Source organism: Actinoplanes sp. OR16, from assembly GCF_004001265.1.
GTDB lineage: Bacteria > Actinomycetota > Actinomycetes > Mycobacteriales > Micromonosporaceae > Actinoplanes.
The window spans coordinates 4,294,167-4,311,886 of record NZ_AP019371.1; the positions used below are offsets into that span (position 1 = coordinate 4,294,167).

At 70.3% G+C, this 17,720-nt stretch carries 16 protein-coding genes; 7 read left to right on the forward strand and 9 right to left on the reverse strand.

The window, feature by feature from the left end; all coding sequences use genetic code 11:
- The first annotated feature begins 25 nt into the window (after window positions 1-25).
- Window positions 26-1,072 carry a YbdK family carboxylate-amine ligase gene (locus EP757_RS19875; RefSeq protein ID WP_232050585.1) on the forward strand — a complete coding sequence of 349 codons (1,047 nt, stop codon included), beginning with the start codon at window positions 26-28 and terminating at the stop codon, window positions 1,070-1,072.
- A gap of 53 nt (window positions 1,073-1,125) precedes the next feature.
- On the opposite strand, the gene EP757_RS19880 is transcribed toward EP757_RS19875, so the two are convergent.
- From EP757_RS19880 to EP757_RS19890, 3 genes are read right to left on the reverse strand one after another with little or no spacing between them, the layout of a single operon-like run.
- Window positions 1,126-1,461: an SHOCT domain-containing protein gene (locus EP757_RS19880; RefSeq protein ID WP_127548169.1), complete on the reverse strand. Its 336-nt coding sequence runs from the start codon at window positions 1,459-1,461 to the stop codon at window positions 1,126-1,128.
- A gap of 5 nt (window positions 1,462-1,466) precedes the next feature.
- Window positions 1,467-1,931, reverse strand: coding sequence for a DUF6325 family protein (locus tag EP757_RS19885; RefSeq protein WP_174262420.1), 465 nt, complete (start codon window positions 1,929-1,931; stop codon window positions 1,467-1,469).
- A gap of 23 nt (window positions 1,932-1,954) precedes the next feature.
- Entirely contained in the window at window positions 1,955-2,377 is a 423-nt protein-coding gene (locus EP757_RS19890; protein WP_127548171.1) for a DUF6325 family protein, read from the reverse strand.
- 224 nt (window positions 2,378-2,601) lie between these two features.
- Here EP757_RS19890 and EP757_RS19895 point away from each other — a divergent pair, with 224 nt between their 5' ends.
- Complete coding sequence (locus tag EP757_RS19895; RefSeq protein WP_232050586.1) at window positions 2,602-4,053, forward strand: hypothetical protein; 1,452 nt, start codon at window positions 2,602-2,604, stop codon at window positions 4,051-4,053.
- Window positions 4,054-4,104: 51 nt separating this feature from the next.
- On the opposite strand, the gene EP757_RS19900 is transcribed toward EP757_RS19895, so the two are convergent.
- From EP757_RS19900 to EP757_RS19920, 5 genes are read right to left on the reverse strand one after another with little or no spacing between them, the layout of a single operon-like run.
- The gene (locus tag EP757_RS19900) at window positions 4,105-5,508 is read right to left on the reverse strand and encodes a DUF2252 domain-containing protein (RefSeq protein ID WP_127548173.1); all 1,404 of its coding nucleotides are present in this window, start codon (window positions 5,506-5,508) and stop codon (window positions 4,105-4,107) included.
- Complete coding sequence (locus EP757_RS19905; protein ID WP_127548175.1) at window positions 5,505-5,999, reverse strand: DUF1269 domain-containing protein; 495 nt, start codon at window positions 5,997-5,999, stop codon at window positions 5,505-5,507. Before EP757_RS19905 ends, EP757_RS19900 begins: the two co-directional genes overlap by 4 nt.
- The gene (locus tag EP757_RS19910) at window positions 5,996-7,153 is read right to left on the reverse strand and encodes an AI-2E family transporter (RefSeq protein ID WP_232050587.1); all 1,158 of its coding nucleotides are present in this window, start codon (window positions 7,151-7,153) and stop codon (window positions 5,996-5,998) included. The genes EP757_RS19905 and EP757_RS19910 overlap by 4 nt, the downstream gene beginning before the upstream one ends.
- Complete coding sequence (locus tag EP757_RS19915) at window positions 7,137-7,580, reverse strand: hypothetical protein (RefSeq protein WP_127548177.1); 444 nt, start codon at window positions 7,578-7,580, stop codon at window positions 7,137-7,139. The genes EP757_RS19910 and EP757_RS19915 overlap by 17 nt, the downstream gene beginning before the upstream one ends.
- Window positions 7,581-7,593: 13 nt before the next feature.
- Window positions 7,594-7,803, reverse strand: coding sequence for a hypothetical protein (locus EP757_RS19920; protein ID WP_127548178.1), 210 nt, complete (start codon window positions 7,801-7,803; stop codon window positions 7,594-7,596).
- A gap of 231 nt (window positions 7,804-8,034) precedes the next feature.
- On the opposite strand from EP757_RS19920, the gene EP757_RS19925 reads away from it, so the two are divergent.
- From EP757_RS19925 to EP757_RS19945, 5 genes are all read left to right on the forward strand, one after another.
- Complete coding sequence (locus EP757_RS19925) at window positions 8,035-8,529, forward strand: DUF1269 domain-containing protein (protein ID WP_127548180.1); 495 nt, start codon at window positions 8,035-8,037, stop codon at window positions 8,527-8,529.
- A gap of 66 nt (window positions 8,530-8,595) precedes the next feature.
- The gene (locus EP757_RS19930; protein ID WP_127548182.1) at window positions 8,596-10,302 is read left to right on the forward strand and encodes a SulP family inorganic anion transporter; all 1,707 of its coding nucleotides are present in this window, start codon (window positions 8,596-8,598) and stop codon (window positions 10,300-10,302) included.
- A 27-nt stretch (window positions 10,303-10,329) separates the two neighbouring features.
- The gene (locus EP757_RS19935; RefSeq protein WP_197725567.1) at window positions 10,330-13,002 is read left to right on the forward strand and encodes a glucosidase; all 2,673 of its coding nucleotides are present in this window, start codon (window positions 10,330-10,332) and stop codon (window positions 13,000-13,002) included.
- Window positions 12,999-14,468 carry an alpha-amylase family glycosyl hydrolase gene (locus tag EP757_RS19940; protein ID WP_127548186.1) on the forward strand — a complete coding sequence of 490 codons (1,470 nt, stop codon included), beginning with the start codon at window positions 12,999-13,001 and terminating at the stop codon, window positions 14,466-14,468. The genes EP757_RS19935 and EP757_RS19940 overlap by 4 nt, the downstream gene beginning before the upstream one ends.
- 113 nt (window positions 14,469-14,581) lie before the next feature.
- Window positions 14,582-17,254, forward strand: a complete 2,673-nt coding sequence (locus tag EP757_RS19945) for a LuxR C-terminal-related transcriptional regulator (RefSeq protein WP_127548188.1) — start codon at window positions 14,582-14,584, stop codon at window positions 17,252-17,254.
- A gap of 9 nt (window positions 17,255-17,263) precedes the next feature.
- Here the strand turns inward: EP757_RS19945 and EP757_RS19950 are convergent, their stop codons facing one another.
- Window positions 17,264-17,701 carry a hypothetical protein gene (locus tag EP757_RS19950; protein WP_127548190.1) on the reverse strand — a complete coding sequence of 146 codons (438 nt, stop codon included), beginning with the start codon at window positions 17,699-17,701 and terminating at the stop codon, window positions 17,264-17,266.
- Window positions 17,702-17,720 lie beyond the last annotated feature (19 nt).

Sequence of the window (17,720 nt, forward strand, 5' to 3'; positions counted from 1 at the left end):
ATCGCACGCTGATCACGTGCTCACGATGGGTGTCGAAGAAGAGTTCCTGCTGCTGGAGCCCGATGGGGCGGTCGCGCCGAAGGCATCCGAGGTGGTCCGCCGGATGGACGCGGACGACCGGGTGAAGCCGGAGTACATGGCCTATCAGGTGGAGACGACGACCTCGATCCACACCGGCCTGGACGATCTGCGGCGCGAGCTGGCCGGGCTGCGGCTGACGACGGCGGAGGCCGCCGAGCGATCCGGGACCTATCTGGTCGCGAGCGGTGCGGTGCCGCTGCCGGCCGGGCCGGTCGACGCGCTCAGCGGGCACGGCCGATACCGCGAGATGGCTCGCCGTTTCCCGGACGCGACCGAGGCGGGCGCCTGCTGCGGCTGCCACGTCCACATCGGCGTACCGGACCGGGAGCTGGCCACCGCGGTGCTGACCCGGCTGCGCCCCTGGCTACCGGCCCTGCTGGCGCTCACCGTGAACTCGCCGGTCGCGGGAGCGAGCGACACCGGCTGGCAGAGCTACCGCTATCCGACCCAGATGAGCTGGCCGACGTTCCGGCCGCCGTCGATCTGGCCGAGCGCGGAACGCTACGACCAGGAGGTCAGCGAGCTGATCGAGGCGGGCACGGCCGTCGACGTCGCAGGGGTGCACTTCATGGCCCGGCTCTCGGCCCGGTTCCCGACGATCGAGATCCGGATCGCGGACACCGGCCTGGCGGTCGCCGACACGGTGCTCTTCGCCGGCGTGACGCGGGCTCTGGTCGCCGCCCTGATCGAGGACGTGAAGCAGCACGTCAAGGTGCTGCCGCCACCCGGGCACCAGGTGAGCGAGCAGCTGCTGGCCGCGGCCCGGGGCGCCGATCCGGTGGGTGAGGGCGGCGACCGGCTGCTTGCCAAGATCACTCCGCAGCTGGACGCCCTGGGCGACACCGGTGAGATCTACGCGGGCTTCGAGCGCCTGCGGCGCGAGGGCACCGGCGCGGCGCGCCAGCTGCGGCTCTGGCAGAGGTACGGCCCGACCAGTGGTTTCATCGGCGCTCTCGCCGAGGAGACGGCGCCCGCGGTCCTCCTGCACTGACTGCACCGATGGCCGGCCACTTCGTTGTGGCCGGCCATCTCGTTGTGGCTTCTCTATGAGTTGAGGATGCGGGCCTTCTGCGCCTCGAACTCGGCGTCGGTCAGCACACCCTGCGTCTTCAGCTCACCGAGCTTCTGCAGCTGCTCGATCTTCGCGGCCATCGGATCCGCCGCCGGGGCGGCCGGAACCGGGGCGGCCACGTAGACCTGCTGCGGCTGCTGTGGTTGCTGCTGCTGGTACTGCTGATCGTCGTACTGCTGGCGCATGTCCTCCTCGTCGGCCTGCCGTTGCCACCGGCCGGCCTGGCGGCGGGAGACGCGGTTCGAGACGGCGGTCGCCGTGCCGGCGATCACCGCGGTCCGGGCCATACCTCGCAGAAGTCCAGGCATGTCGATCACCGTCCTCCGAGCTGGGAGACGGCCGGCACGAACGCCGACTCGGTCTCGTCCAATGCCGCGATCAGGGCCTGCACCGGGATCCGGCCGCCGGCCACCAGCTGCGCGCCGTTCTGCCGCAGCTTGACGGCGAGCGGGGCCGCCCAGGTGTTCTCGTAGACCAGCAGCACCGCTGCCGATCCGGCGGTGAGCACCTCGCCCGCCTCCCGCAGATCGTCGCCGCCGAGCATTCCCGAGGCGGCGCCGTGGAACGCCCCCAGCTCGGCGAAGTCGAGGTCACGCCCCTCGATCGCGGTGACCGTGCCGTCCAGGTTCTTGCGGACGAACGCGATGTCGAGCACCCGGATGATGTGCCGGTCCACCAGGTCGAGCAGCAGCGGGAAGGCGTCACCCTTCAGGCTGCCGTCGGGGAACTCCACGCACAGATAGTCGATGGGACCCATCTCCAGAAGTTCGTCAGGCATCGATACTCCTTTTCGCTTGCTCGTCAGATCGTCGTGCCGGTCAGGACTCGGCAGTGCCCGGGCGCACCGGAGATGTGGGTGAGCGCCACGATGTTTCCCCGGGACGCCGCCACCGGGCCCGCCAGGTCGCGGACCCAGCGGTGTTCCAGCAGCACGGCCAGGGCGTCGGTCTCGTCGTCCAACAGCTCCGCCACCTCACGGATGTCCGATTCGGTGATCAACCCGGTCGCCAGCCGGGCCAGCCGTGTCCGGTCGCCGCGCAGTCCCACGAGCTGGCTCAGCTCCACGGAGTACGCGCCGCCGGCCGCATTCGTACGGACGACCAGGGCGTCGACCACGCGCATCTCCCCGGCCGCGGCCAGCCGGTTGAGAGTCGCGCGGACACCCTCGCTCAACTGGTCGGCGGGGAAGGACAACACCATCAGTTCCAGCGGCCCGAATGCCATTGCCTCAGCCTGCGCGAACGGCGGCGCGCCCTCCTCACCCGTCGCGGATGAAAGCGCCTGCCCGAATTCTCTCTCCGGCGGACCCCGGACGGGTTCATCCGTGGTGGGTGAGGTGAGCGGGCGGCGGGTCCGGGAGCGTCGTCGGCAGTCGGCGAGCGTGCCAGTGGTCCCGCGCGATCCGGCGCCTCGCCGGCGCCTTTCGAACCCTTCGAGGAGGGGCCGCCATGACGCTCCCGGTCGATCGACCCGATACCAGCATCCCGAACGGTCCCCGCGCCCCGGACGAGGTCACCGACGAGCTTCCGGTGCAGACTCCGGACGACGGTGCTCCCGGCGTACCGGAAAGTGACGAGGTCTCGCGCCTCAAGGCCGAACTGGCCGACCTGCGCGCCCGATTGGACGAACGCCCCCGGCGGCGGCCGATGGCCCGGACCATCCGCTCGGGCCTCGCCGCAGTGCTCGTCGTGCTGGCCGCCTTCTGCCTGGTGACCAGCGTGGTGGGGCTGTGGGCGGCGCGGACGACGCTGAACACCGACCGCTGGGTGGCGACGGTGGCGCCGCTGCCGGCGGACCCCCAGGTCAACGCGGCCGTCGCGGAATACGCCACCACCCAGCTCTTCACCGTGATCAACGTGCAGGAGCGGCTGCAGCAGGTGTTGCCCCCGCAGGCGGCCTTCGTGGCCGGGCCGATCGCCGGTCAGCTGCGCGAGCAGGTCCACAAGACCGTCGAGAACGTGCTGGGCAGTGAACGTTTCCAGGCCATCTGGGTCTCGCTCAACCAGCAGCTGCACCAGCGGGCCATCGCCGTGCTGGAGGGTCGCAGCGAGGTGGTGACCACGACCTCGGACAGCGTGCAGATCGACCTGCTGCCACTGATCAATCAGGTGTTGCGGGAGCTCAGCGCGCAGTTGCCGACGCTGTTCGGCAAAACGATCACCCTGCCCGACCTCAGCAGCGGGGAGATCCCGGCCAATCTGCGGCTGCGGATCGAGGAGGCCGTCGGGGTGACGCTGCCCGCCAACTTCGCCCAGTTCACGGTCTACGATTCCGGTCAGTTGTACGAGGCCCAGCAGGCGGTCGTAGCGGCGAAACGCTACCTCGTGGCGTTCGTGGCGCTGACCGTGGTGCTGCTGCTCGCCGCGTTCGCGATCTCCCCGCGGCGTCGGCGGACCATGGTCCAGCTCGGCGTCTGGCTGGTGATCGCCGCGGTGGCGGTGACGGTCGTGCTCCGGGCGGTGAAGCGCGAGATCCTCGACGCCGTGCCCGAGGGCGTCTACCGATCCGGTGTCGACGCCACGGTCACGACGGTGTTCAGCGTGCTCCGCGAGCGCGGCGTGCAGATCATCGTGATCGGGGTGGTGCTCGCGCTGATCGGCTACCTGGCCGGCCCGGGACGGTTCCCGGTGTGGCTGCGCGGCCAGGTGCGGCGCGGCGCCGTGGCGGCCGGGCACGGCACGGTCGCCGGCGCCCGCATCGTGGGGGCGAAGGGCCCGGGCTTCGTGGCTCGAAACCTCGACCCGGTGCGGATCGGCGGCGTGATCGTGGCGGTGCTGGCGGCGCTGATCTGGTCGTCCTGGACCGGCCTCTTCGTCATCGTGATCCTGCTGGCGGCCTTCGAGGTGGCGGTGACGCTGCTGGCTCGCCAGTACCGCTCGGTCGAGGCGACCGCGGTGTAGGACTCATGAAGAAGGCCCCTGCCTCGGCAGGGGCCTTCTTCTCGTGGTGTGTCAGAGACCGGGCTGGCTGGACAGGCGACCCTCCTCGATCGCCGCCACGAACGCCGCGTGGTCGGTCTCGGACTGGTCCGCGTAGAGCTCGGCGAACTCCACCAGGGCCTCGTCGAACTTCTCACTGGAACCGAGGTAGGACGCGATCGCGATCCGGTCACCGCAGCGGGCGTGCGCCCGGGCCAGCGTCCACGCGCAGAGGCCGCCGTAGACCCGCATGCCGGTCGGGTCCATCTCTTCGACGACCGCCCCGCCCTTCCAGTCGCGCAACTGCCGCACGTAGAAGTCGCGGGTCTTGCCGTCGAAGCCGGGAACGGTGTGCCAGCCCAGGAAGATGTCGCTGGCCGCCTGCATGAGCCGCTGGCCGTCGACGACCCGGCGGCCCTCCGGGATCGTCGAGGGGACGTCGTCCGGCGCCAGCACCGAACGTCCCGCCTCCTTCACCTGGAGCAGCAGCGGATCCTCGTCGTCCCGGCCGGTCAGCAGCACGATCCAGCAGCGGGTGCCGACGCTTCCGACGCCGACCACCTTGCGGGCCAGGTCGACGAAGCGGAACGCGTCGAAGAGCCGTTTCCGGTCCTCGGCGAGGCTGTCCCGGAAGCCGTCGAGCAGCACGTGGATCTGGCTCTCCAGCTGTTTGCGGCCGATGTCCGGCAGCAGGTCCTGCACCGGGACCAGCAGCGGCGGGTCGGCCACGATGCGCCGCTCCCCGTCGACCAGGCCGGTCAGTTTCCGGTACGCCTGGAGGCTGGTCCGGGTCCGCGCCTTCGCGCCGGCCTTGTCCAGCCGGGCCAGCCGGCTCTTGCCGATCTGCTCGCCGAACTGCCGGCGCAGTTCCTCCACGTCGACGCTCGCGTACCAGAGGTCCAGTTCGCGCATCTCCGCGAAGGAGGCCATCGCCTCCCGGTACCGCCGGCCGGCGAACCGGACCGCCGCGGCCCGGTCCTTGCGCTTGAAGCCGTTCGCCCGGCCGGCCAGCGCGATGCTGGCGGCCAGGCGTTTGACGTCCCACTCGAACGGCCCGGTGTAGGTCTCGTCGAAGTCGTTCAGGTCGAAGACGAGCCGGCGTTCCGGCGACGCGTACACCCCGAAGTTGAACAGGTGCGCGTCGCCGCAGAGCTGGGTGATCAGCCCGGAGTGGGGCACCGCCGCGAGGTCCGCGGCCATCACGCCGGCCGAGCCGCGCAGGAACGTCAGCGGCGAGACCGCCATCCGGGAGTGCCGGATCGGCAGCAGCTCCGGAACACGGTCCACCTCGTCCGCGGTGAGCATCTCGATCGGGTCGGCGCGGCTCTGAGCGGGAGCCCAGGAGGAGTGCCCGGTGAGAGGCGCGGCCTTGCGGGCCGCGCGGCCGTCTGCCGCGCGTTCCGCAGGGCTTCTCTTTCCGTCGGTACGGGTGGTCATGGCGTGTGATCACCGAACGTCTGCATGAGGATCTCCTCCTCGCCGGTGGTCAGGTTCGTCGCGATGAGCTGGCTGTGCAGCCCGTGGAACCGCTCGCCGAGCCGGTCCAGGTTGCCGTGGTCGGTGACCAGGAACAGCGCGGACGTGCCCTCGGTGATCTGGGTTCGGATGCGTTCCAGCTCGTCGCGGCCGATGCCGGTGCCCTTCAGCGTCTTGTCGAGCGCTCCGATGCCGGCGCCCAGCACACCGCCGACGACCGGCACGAGGAAGAGACTGCCCAGCACGATGCCCCAGAAGGCGCCCCAGCCGACGTGCTTGTACGTGCTGGAGTGCTCGTGCTTGGTCTCCGGCTTCTCGGCGCCCTTCGGCCAGGTGACGACCGCGTAGTCGACGATCTTCACGAGGCCGTCGTCGGCGGCGTGGTGCAGGATGCTGGACATCTGTTCCGCACGGTTCGGGTCGTCGAACTTCCATACCGTGAACGTGGTCATGACTGACTCCTCGCGGGTTCTTCATCTGGGGCGGGTTCGTCGTCGATCTCTGGGGGAGCCTCTTCGGTGGGTTCCTTCGTTGCCGGAGGGTCGCTGGACAACAGGGCGTTCATCCATCGGGTGGTCGGGTCGATGTCGACGAGCAGACCCTTGGCGAGCAGCGTCAGCGGGATCGCCAGCAGCGCGCCGAGCCCGCCCAGGACCCAGGCCCAGAAGATCAGGGAGAGGAAGGAGACCGTGGCGGAGAGCCCGACCGCGTTGCCGACGATCTTCGGCTGGATCACCGACTGGATCACGAAGTTGACCACGCAGTAGAGCAGGACCACGGTCAGCATCAGCTCCGGCCCGCCCTGGAGCAGACCGAGGAGAGCGGGCGGGATGAGCCCGATCACGAAGCCGATGTTGGGGATGTAGTTGGTGATGAAGGAGAGCAGACCCCAGAGCAGCGGCAGCGGCACACCGAGTGCCCAGAGCATCCCGGCGTCGATGACCGCCACGATGAGGCCGAAGACCGTCGACACCCACAGGTACTGCCGGGTGCCCTGGGCGAACGAGCGCAGCGCGCCGACCACCTGCGGTCGCTCGCCGGTGGTGGCGAGCAGCCGCTGCGGGAACGCCACCGTGTCCAGGCACATGAAGAGCAGGACCGCCAGCAGGAAGATCGTGCTGGACAGGGTGCCGGCGAGGCCGCCGACCAGCCCTTCGATGAGCGCGACGACGGTGTGCGGGTCGGCGCCCGCCACCGCGTCCTGGAGTTGCTGGGTGCTGATCCCGAGCCCGTCGAGCCCGCTGACGATCTGATCGCGGAGCTGGGCGAACTGCGGGGCGTACTTGGGCATCAGATTGATCAGCTGGGCCACCGACACGGCCAGGGCCGCGCCGAGACCGAGCAGGATCGCGTAGACCACGACGACCATCGCGGTCACCGCGACCCAGACCGGTGCGCCTTTGCGGCGCAACCAGCTGGTGATCGGGCTGACCGTGACCGTGAGCATCAGAGCCAGGAAGACCGGCCCGATCAGGCCGGCGACCCCGCGCATCCCGGCCACCACGACCACCATGCAGGCCATGCCGAGCAGCACGAGGACGCCGCGGGGAAGGACCGTCTGCTGCGAAACGGTCCCACCCGGCTCGGCGTCAGTACCTGACCTCACGGCCGTGGGCGGTGAGGGCGTAGATGACCAGGACGTCCAGGGCGATCACGATGGTGGACCAGATCGGGTACGCCGGCAGGAACGCCAGGTTGGCCAGGGCGCTGAAGACCGCGATGATCACACCGACCACGCGGGCCCAGGTCTGTCCGTAGAGGATGCCGAAACCGGTGCCGAGCGTGATCGCGCCGAGGATCAGGTACGTCCAGCCCCAGGCGCTGAAGTCCATCGGGATGACCAGCCCGGCGTCGGTGGTCAGGTAGAAGTCGTCGCGGAAGAGGGCGACGAGGCCCTCCACGATCTGGAAGCCGCCCAGCATCAACAGCATGACGCCGGCGAACACCACCATCCCGACCCAGCCGGTGGGCTGCGGGCGGCCGGTGGTGTACGGCGGGTCGTCGTACGACGGCTTGGAACTTGTGTCAGTCATGCTCGGTATCTCCTCAGTCGGATTGGGAGTTGACGCGGTTCAGGCAGACCACCTGGAGGCCGGATCGGTCCAGGCTGGTGAGCAGACGTTCCAGATCGTCGTCGGAGAGCCGGCCGCGGATGGTGCTCTGCGACGGCAGCGTCCGGCAGCGCAGATCACTGAAAACCTTCCGCAGCAAGGGGCCCAGGAACCCGCGAACCCGGATCTCGTAATGCTCAGCCATCACCTACTCCTCTGTCGGCGCTGGCTTCTGAGCGTGGTCGCGGGACACCCGCCCGTGCCTCGTCCGTAAGGGATGAACGGCACGTGACTCACCCGCCGGAGGGCCGCCGGATGAGGCCGGACGGTCATGGAAGTCATCCGTCTGGAATGAGGGAAGCCGATGTCTCCCGTATTTCACTGTTCCGCAGACGCCGTGCCGCGCCGCGGCGGCACGACACGAGAGGAGAACGTAATGGCAACTCTGGTGGCCATCGGGTATTCCGACGAGACCACGGCGACGGCGGCGTCGCTGGAGGCCGACAGGCTGGCGAAGGACCTGATCATCCAGCCGGACGCCATCGCCACGATCATCCGGGACCGCGAGGGCAAGTACCACGTCACGACGAACCACCACGCGGTGGCCGGCGGCACGACGTGGGGCATGTTCTGGGGCCTGCTCTTCGGCATGCTCTTCTTCATCCCGGTCCTGGGCATGGCGGTCGGCGCCGGCCTCGGCGCCCTGACCGGCAAGCTGACGAAGAACGCCATCAACAAGGAGTTCCAGCAGCGCATCCGCGACGAGCTCCAGCCGGGCACGTCGGCTCTCTTCCTGGTGATCGAGGCGTCCACTCCGGACAAGGCGGTCGAGGCGCTGAGCAAGTTCGGCGGCACCGTCCTCAAGTCCAACCTCTCCAAGGAGACCGAGCAGGAGCTGCAGGACGCTCTGCACGGTGGCGAGCAGCGGTAACGTTCGATCGAGATCCGGACGCCGCCCGGGCAACCGGGCGGCGTTCCACGTATTCAGGGGGGCCTGATGGCAGCGGCGGACTGGATTCCGGGATTGCGGGCGGCCGCCGAGTACAAGCCGGCCTGGCTGCCCAAGGACGTGGTGGCCGGCATCGTGCTGACCACGCTCCTGGTGCCGCAGGGCATGGCATATGCCGAGCTGGCCGGCCTGCCCGCGATCACCGGCCTCTACACGACGATCCTGTGCCTGCTCGCGTACGCGCTCTTCGGCCCGTCCCGGGTCCTGGTCCTCGGACCGGACTCGTCACTCGGCCCGATGATCGCCGCGGTGATCATCCCGATCGTCGCCTCGGACGGCGATCCGGCCAAGGCGGTCGCGCTCGCCTCGATGCTCGGCCTGCTGGTCGGCCTCTTCATGACGGCGGCCGGCGCGCTCAAGCTCGGTTTCATCGCCGATCTGCTGTCCCATCCCACCCAGCTCGGCTACGTCAACGGCCTGGCGCTGACCATCCTGATCGGGCAGCTGCCCAAGCTGTTCGGCTTCTCGGTCGACGGCGACGGCCTGATCGCCGAGGCGACCGCGTTCGCCGAGGGCGTCGTGAACGGCGAGACCGTCCCGGCCGCCCTCGCCGTCGGTGTCGCCGGCCTGCTGGTCATCCTGTTGCTGCAGCGCTTCCTGCCGAAGGTTCCGGGCATTCTGATCGCGGTCCTCGGCGGCATCCTGGCGGTGACCTTCCTCGGCCTCACCGACGACGGCGTCGACGTGGTCGGGCCGCTGCCGCAGGGCTTCCCGCCGTTCACGATCCCGCACATCTCCTGGTCCGACCTGGGGCTGCTGGCCGCCGGCGCGCTCGGCATCACCCTCGTCTCGGTGACCGACACCATCTCCACGGCCTCGGCCTTCGCCGAGCGCACCGGCCAGGAGGTGCGCGGCAACCAGGAGATGATCGGCATCGGCGCGGCGAACGTCGCCGCCGGTCTCTTCCAGGGGTTCCCGGTCAGCACGAGCGGCTCGCGTACCGCTGTGGCCTTCACCGCCGGCGCCCGCAGCCAGCTCACCGGCGTGGTCGGCGCCGGCGCCATCACCCTGATGCTCGTCTTCGTGCCCGGCCTGCTGAAGAACCTGCCGCAGCCGATGCTCGCGGCAGTGGTGATCGCGGCCTCGCTCTCCCTCGCCGATCTGGGCGGCCTGCGGCGGCTGTGGCAGCAGCGGCGCACCGAGTTCACGCTGGCGATGGCGGCGTTCCTCGGTGTCGCGCTGCTCGGCGTGCTGCCCGGCATCGCGGTCGCGGTGGCGCTCTCCGTCCTCAACGTGTTCCGCCGGCTGTGGTGGCCGTACCGGGCGGTGCTGGGCCGCGCCGACGGGGTGGCCGGCTACCACGACACCCGGGAGTACCCGCAGGCCGAACTGATCCCCGGTCTCGTGATGTTCCGCTTCGACGCGCCGCTGATCTTCGCGAACGCCCGCAGCTTCCGGGAGGAGATCCGGCATCTGGCACACGGCGATCCGGCTCCACGGTGGATCCTGGTGGCCGCCGAGCCGATCACCGACGTCGACACCACCGCCGCGGACATGCTCGAGGACCTCGACGAGGAGCTGAACCAGGAAGGGATCTCCCTGGTCTTCGCGGAGATGAAGAGTCCCGTCCGGGAGAAGATCAACAGGTACGGGCTGACCCGCACGATCGATCCGGCGCACTTCTATCCGACGATCGAGGAGGCCGTCGCGGCGTACCGCATGATTTCATCCGTGCCGGGGGAACCCGCTCCGTGACGGCGCGGCGACTCTGGCGGCATGGCCATGGACAAGGAAGTCGGCGCTGAACAGCGGCGCCTGAACGACGCCGATACGGCCGCGGTGCCCTGGCGGCGGTGGGGGCCGTACGTCAGCGACCGGCAGTGGGGAACGGTCCGCGAGGACTACAGCAAGGACCAGGACGCCTGGCACTACCTGAGCCACGACCAGTCGCGCTCGCGGGCGTACCGCTGGGGTGAGGACGGCATCGCCGGGTTCTGCGACGACCAGCAGTCGGTGTGCCTGGCCGTGGCGCTCTGGAACGGGCGGGATCCGATCCTCAAGGAGCGGTACTTCGGGCTGACGAACACCGAGGGCAACCACGGCGAGGACGCCAAGGAGTACTGGTTCTACGTCGACGCCACGCCCACGCACTCGTACCAGAAACTGGTCTACAAGTACCCGCAGCGGGAGTTCCCCTACAACGACCTGGTCGCCACCAACGGCGCACGAGGGCGCGAGGACTTCGAGTACGAGCTGCTGGACACCGGGATCTTCGCGGAGGACCGCTACTTCGACGTGGTGGTGGAGTACGCGAAGGCCGGGCCGGAGGACGTCCTGGCCCGGATCACCGTCCACAACCGGGGCCCGGAGGCGGCGCCGCTGCGGGTGCTGCCGACCATCTGGTTCCGCAACACCTGGTCGTGGGGCCTGCCGGACCCGGAGCCGCGCCCGATGCTGCGGGCGGTGGACGGCGGCACCGTGGTCGAGGCCACCCACCACCGGACCGGCGTGCGCCGGCTCACCGTCCTCGGCGATCATCCGCTGCTGTTCACCGAGAACGAGTCGGACGGCCGGTACCGCAAGGACGCGTTCCACCGCTACGTGATCGGCGGCGACTCCGACGCGGTGAACCCGGCCCGGACCGGCACGAAGGCCGCCGCCGACGTAGCGCTCGACGTTCCGGCCGGCGGCTCGGCGGTGATCCACCTGCGGTTCAGCGACCAGGAGGACGCGACCCTCACCGCGGCGGAGGCGGACGCGCTCTTCGCCACCCGGATCGCCGAGGCCGACGAGTTCTACACCGGGTGCTTCGCGCCGACGCTCAGCGCCGAGGAGCGGCAGGTGGCCCGGCAGGCGATGGCCGGCATGCTCTGGAGCAAGCAGTACTTCGGCTACGACGTGGAACGGTGGCTCACCGAGCACGGCCGGGATCCGCTGCAGGCCCGCGATCTGCGCAACGGCGACTGGTTCCACATGATCTGCCACGACGTGATCTCGATGCCGGACAAGTGGGAGTACCCCTGGTTCGCCGCCTGGGACCTGGCGTTCCACACGATCGCGCTGGGCCTCGTCGACCTCGGGTTCGCCAAGCAGCAGCTCGATCTGCTGCTGAGCCGGCGGTACCTGCATCCGAGCGGGCAGATCCCGGCGTACGAGTGGAACTTCAGCGACGTCAACCCGCCGGTGCACGCGTGGGCCGTGAACCTCGTCTACGACCTGGACAAGGCGCGTAACGGCGTCGGCGACCACGCCTGGCTGGAGTCGGTCTTCCACAAGCTGGCGAAGAACTTCACCTGGTGGGTCAACCGCAAGGACCACGACGGCAACAACGTCTTCCAGGGCGGGTTCCTCGGCCTCGACAACATCGGCGTCTTCGACCGCAGCGCGCCGCTGCCCACCGGCGGCTACCTGGATCAGGCGGACGGCACGGCCTGGATGGCGCTCTACTGCCAGAGCATGCTGCGGATCGCCCTGGAACTGGCCGAGACCGACCCGGTCTACGCCGAGCAGGCGCAGGCGTACTTCGAGCACTTCGCGTGGATCGCGGTGGCGGTGAACCACGAGGCCGGCAGCGCGACCATGTGGGACGAGGACGACGGCTTCTTCTACGACCTGCTGCGGCTGCCGGACGGCACCTCGCAGCGGCTGCGGGTGCGCTCGCTGGTCGGCCTGCTGCCGCTGGCCGCGGCCACCGTCTACGACCGGTCCCTGATCTCACGGCATCCGGGCCTGCTCGCCGGGATGCGGGACTTCGTCGATCGCCATCCCAGCGTCAGCTCGGTGCTGTCGCGGGGCCGGGTGCAGAGCAACCTGCTCGCGCTCTTCGACGAGGACCGCCTGCGCCGGATCCTGGCCCGGCTGCTCGACGAGGAGGAGTTCCTCAGTCCGTACGGCGTCCGGTCGCTCTCCCGGCACCACCGCGCCCATCCGTTCGCGTTCCAGGTGGGCGATCGGACGTACGAGGTGCGGTATCAGCCCGCCGAGTCGGACAGCGCGATGTTCGGCGGCAACTCGAACTGGCGGGGGCCGATCTGGTTCCCGGCGAACATCCTGATGATCCGGGCCATGCTCAACCTCCACCTCGCGTACGGCGACGAGCTCACCGTCGAGTGCCCGACCGGCTCCGGCAACCGGATGAACCTGTTCGAGGTGGCCCGCGAGATCTCCGAGCGGCAGACCCGGATCTTCCTGCCCGGGCCCGGCGGGCTGCGCCCCTGTTACGGTGGCCAGGCGATCTTCGCCTCCGAGCACTGGCGGGACCTGATCCAGTTCAACGAGTACTTCCACGGCGACAACGGCGCGGGGCTCGGGGCGGCTCACCAGACCGGCTGGACCGGACTCGTCGCGCTCTTCCCCAATGTGTTCGCCGGTCTGTCCGGGTCTGATTTGCTGGACAAGGGTATGGCCGGGATGCTCCACGAGCTCCCGGTCGAGACGACGGAGGAGCAATCATGAGCGGGTGGCCCGCTGCACCGGCGGTCTACGAGATCGACACGTGGCCGTGGCTGACCGGCCTGAGCAAGCGGCTCGGCCGCCCGGTGACCCTCGCCGACGTGCCGGCCGAGATCTGGGACGAGGTGGCCGCGGCCGGCCTCGACGCGGTCTGGCTCATGGGCGTCTGGGAACGCAGCCCGGCCGGCCTGGCCCTGGCGCACGCGAACGAGAACCTGCAGCGGGCGTTCCGGGAGGCGCTGCCGGACTTCACCGAGGACGACGTGGCCGGCTCGCCGTACTGCGTGCGCCGGTACCGGGTGGACGAGCGGCTCGGCGGCCCGGACGGGCTGGCAGCGGCCCGGGCCGAGCTGAACCGGCGCGGGCTGAAGCTGGTGCTCGACTACGTGCCGAACCACACGGCGCCGGACCACCCGGCGACGGTGGAGCATCCGGAGTGGTACGTCCAGGGCACCGAGGAGGACCTCGCGGCCGACCCGGCGGGCTGGTTCACCGCCGGCGGCCGGGTGCTGGCACACGGCAAGGACCCGTACTTCCCGGCCTGGCCGGACGTCGCCCAGCTGAACGCGTTCGCGCCCGGCCTGCGGGAGGCGACCGCGTCCGCGCTGATCGGCATCGGCGAGCAGTGCGACGGGGTGCGCTGCGACATGGCGATGCTGCTGGTCAACGAGATCTTCGCGCGTACCTGGGGCGACCACGCCGGCCCGCCGCCGGCCGGGGAGTTCTGGCCGGAGGTGATCGCCGCGGTCCGTGCCGTCCACCCGGATCTCGTGCTGATCGCCGAGGCGTACTGGGACTGGGAGTGGGGATTGCAGCAGCAGGGCTTCGACTTCTGCTACGACAAGCGGCTCTACGACCGGCTCGCGCACGAGAACGCCGACGCGGTGCGCAAGCACCTCTCCGCCGGGCGGGACTATCAGGACCGGCTGATCCGGTTCCTGGAGAATCACGACGAGCCCCGGGCCGCCGCCACCTTCCCGGACGGCCGCGACCGGGCCGCGGCGACCGTCATCGCCACGGCGCCGGGCGCGATCCTCTGGCACGACGGCCAGTTCGAGGGACGGACGGCACACCTTCCGGTCTTCCTGGCCCGGTACCGGGACGAACCGGCTGATCTTGGATTGCGTGAGTTCTACCACCGTCTGCTCGAGCTGACCGCGCCGCTGCGCCGGGGCGACTGGCGGCTGCTCGACTGCCACGGCTGGCCGGACAACCCGACGCACCACGACGTCCTCGCCTGGGCGTGGCACGAGGGTGACCGTCCCTCGTCCATCGTCGTGATCAACTTCGGCGGGCACTCCTCGCAGGGCCGGGTCGTGCTGCCCTGGCCCGCGCTCGCGGGACAGGCCTGGCGGCTCACCAACCTGCTCGACGGCCGGGTCTTCGAACGCGGCGGTGACGAGCTTGTTTCGAACGGCCTCTACATCGACCTACCGGCATGGGGGGCACACATCCTCAGCGTGGGGTAGCGGGTGAGGCACCGAGGGTCACGATTATCCGATCCGGACGATGCGCGGGTGAGTCACCCGGACGAGTGTGGGTGAGGAGATCGAATAGGGGTCGGCTCTCGGAAGGAAACAACGTGTCCATAGAACTGATCGCGGATGTGCCCGGCGCGTCCGGCTTCGACGCGGACAGTTCGTTACTCGACTCCAAGTTCGCGGTTCCGGCGGCACCGCCTTTCATGGTGGCCCGTCCAGCCCTCATCGCCCGGGTGACCGAAGGCGTGCAGGGTCCGGTCACTCTGGTCACCGGGATGGCCGGCAGCGGCAAGACGCAGCTGCTGGCCTCCTGGGCGACCAGTGGAGCGGTGGACTGGCCGATCGCCTGGATCAGCCTGGAGACCAGTGACGAACAACTACCGGCCTTCTGGACATATGTGATCGAAGGGCTGCGCCGGGCCGGCGTCGCCGTTCCCGCCGTGCCAGGTGGCACGGCCAGCCGGGCGGTCCTCGGCCGCCTGGCCGCCGCGATCGACGAGCAGCCCACCCCGGTGGTGCTGATCCTCGACGGCGTCTCCCAGCTCACTGATCGGGACTGGGCCACCGGCCTGGACTTCCTGCTCAGCCACGTACGTCAACTGCGAGTGGTGCTGGCCGGTCGTTGGGACCCGCCGCTGTCGCTCTACCGATACCGTCTCGCCGGTCAGCTGCGCGAGCTGCGCACCGCCGACCTCGCGTTCACCGCCGCCGAGGCGGCCCGGCTCATGGACCTGCACGGCGTCGAGCTGGGCACCCCCGAGCTCACGCGGCTGCTGGAGCACACCGAGGGCTGGGCGGCCGGCATCCGGCTCTGTGCCTGCGCGCTGCAGGCCAGCCCGGACGCGAAACGCCTCGTCGACACGATCTCGGGGGATGAGTCGACGATCGCTGAGTACTTCGTCGGCGAGGTGCTGCGGCTGCAGGCGCCCGAGGTGCGGCGGTTCCTGCTGGAGACGAGCGTGCTCGACACGTTCAACCCGGCGCTGGCGGCGGCGGTCACCGACCGCACCGACGCGAGCCGTCTGCTCTCCACGCTGACCCGGGAGAACGCGTTCATCCATCCGGTCGGCGACGGGTCCGGGCTCTATCGATACCACCGGCTCTTCGGCGAGCTGCTGCGGGCGCAGCTGGCCTGGGCCGAGCCGGACGAGGTGCCGATCCTGCACTCCCGGGCCGCGGCCTGGCTGGCCGAGCAGGGCCGGCTCGTCGAGGCGGTCGGGCACGCGGCCCAGGCCGCCGACTGGGGGACGGCCGCCACCATGGTGGTCGAGGACTACGCGGTCGGCCGTCTGCTGATCGAGGGCAGCGCGGGCCGGCTCGGCGGTCTCTTCGCCGGCATGCCGGAGCACATCGAGCTGCCGGAAGCGGTGATGGTCCAGGCCGCGATCGCCTTCGGCGACCGGCGACCGGCCAAGGCGGCGGAGCTCCTGGCGTACGCCGGGAAGTTGCTCGCCGTGCACGGCAGCACCTGCGGCGACGGGCTCACCCTGACCGGGTTCCTGGTGCAGATCCTGCTGCTGGCCGGCGGGCCGGAGCCGGAGCGGGTCGGTGAGCTGTGCGCCGTCGCCGAGACGTTCCTGGCGGTGGCGCCGCCGGAACGCCTGGCCCGGCACCCGGAGCTGCGGGTGCTGCTGCGGACCGCTGAGGGCACCGCGCTGAACAACCTGGGTTCGGTGGACGCCGCGGTGGACGCACTGGCCGACGCGGCCGGGAGCATCGTCCCGGGCTGCGAGACGGTCCGGATCGACTGCCTGAGCCAGCTCGCGCTGGCCGAGGCGTACCGCGGACGGCTGGGCCGGGCCGAGAACAACGCCCGGCAGGCGCTGGAGCTGGCCACCGACGCCGGGCTGGGCCGGGGGGACCGGCCGGGCATCGCCGAGGTGGTGCTCGCCTGGGTGGCGCTGGAGCGCTACGACATCGAGGCGGCCGACCGGCACCTGCGGCTGGCCCAGCCGCTCTGCGGCGCGGAGGCGGGCGCGCCGGCGATGCTGGCCTACGCCGTGGTCCGGTCCCGGCGCCTGCACACCCGTGGCGAACTGCGCGGCGCGGTGACCGCGCTGCGGAGCGCGGAGCAGGCGGCCGCCGACATGGCGGCGCCCCGGTGGCTGTCCCGTGAGGTGCTGCTCAGCCAGATCCGGCTGCTGATCGCGGGTGGCCGCCCGGACGACGCGTCGGGTCTGCTGGAACGCTGCCCGGATCCGTCGTCGCCGGACGTCGCGGTGGTGCGGGCCGCGCTCTCGGCTGTCCGGGGTGAGTCGCCCCGGGCACATGACGTCGCGCGTACCGTCGCCGACGCCGCCGGGGTGCCGGCACCCGTGGCACTGGACGCCTGGCTGCTGCTGGCCGTGCTGGCGGCGCAGTCCGAGGACGCCTCGGGCGCCCGGGAGGCGCTGCGGAGGGCGCTGCGGGTCGCCGGTGCCGAGAACCACCGCCGTCCGGTGCACCAGGCCTGGGGGCAGCTGCGCCGGCTGCTGCGGGACGACGAGCGGCTGGCCGTCCAGTTCGGGGGACTGGGCGCGCCGTCGGGGGCGGCTCAGGCCAAGGCCGCGGCGCCCGTGCCGAGCGCCGAGCCGGTCGTGGTGGAGTCGCTCAGCAAGCGGGAGATGGACGTGCTGCGGGGCATGGCCGCGATGCTCCCGACCGAGGAGATCGCCGCGTCGCTCTACGTCTCGGTGAACACGGTGAAGACCCACGTGCGGAGCATCCTTCGCAAGCTGTCCGCGTCCCGGCGCAACGAGGCGGTGCGCCGGGCACGCGCGCTGAATCTGATCTGAATGGCCGGTTCAGTGCTTGCGGCGTACATCACGACCGTGCGCCGCAAGCGCGTAGATGCACAGGATGTCCATGAAGATCAGCATCGAGACCCAGAGCGGGGACGCGGCCAGGAAGGAGAAGTGCAGCATCGCGGCCATGCCGGCGATGACGATGCCGGTGACCCGGGCCCAGGTCTGTCCGAGCAGGACACCGACGCCGGTCAGCGTCGTGATGATGCCGAAGATCAGATGTCCCCAGCCCCAGACGTCGTAGTCGAGGCTCAAGGCGGTCCCGCCCGGGGTGACGACGAAGACCTCGTCACGGCTCAGTGCGGTGATGCCGGTGATGATCTGAAAGCCGCCCAGCACCAGCAGCATGATCCCGGCGAAGACCACCATGCCGATCCAGCCGGTGTTCTCGGGCGCCGGGCCGGTGTGTGCGGGCCGTTCTGTGGCGTAACTCGACATCGTTCGATCCCCTCTGTTG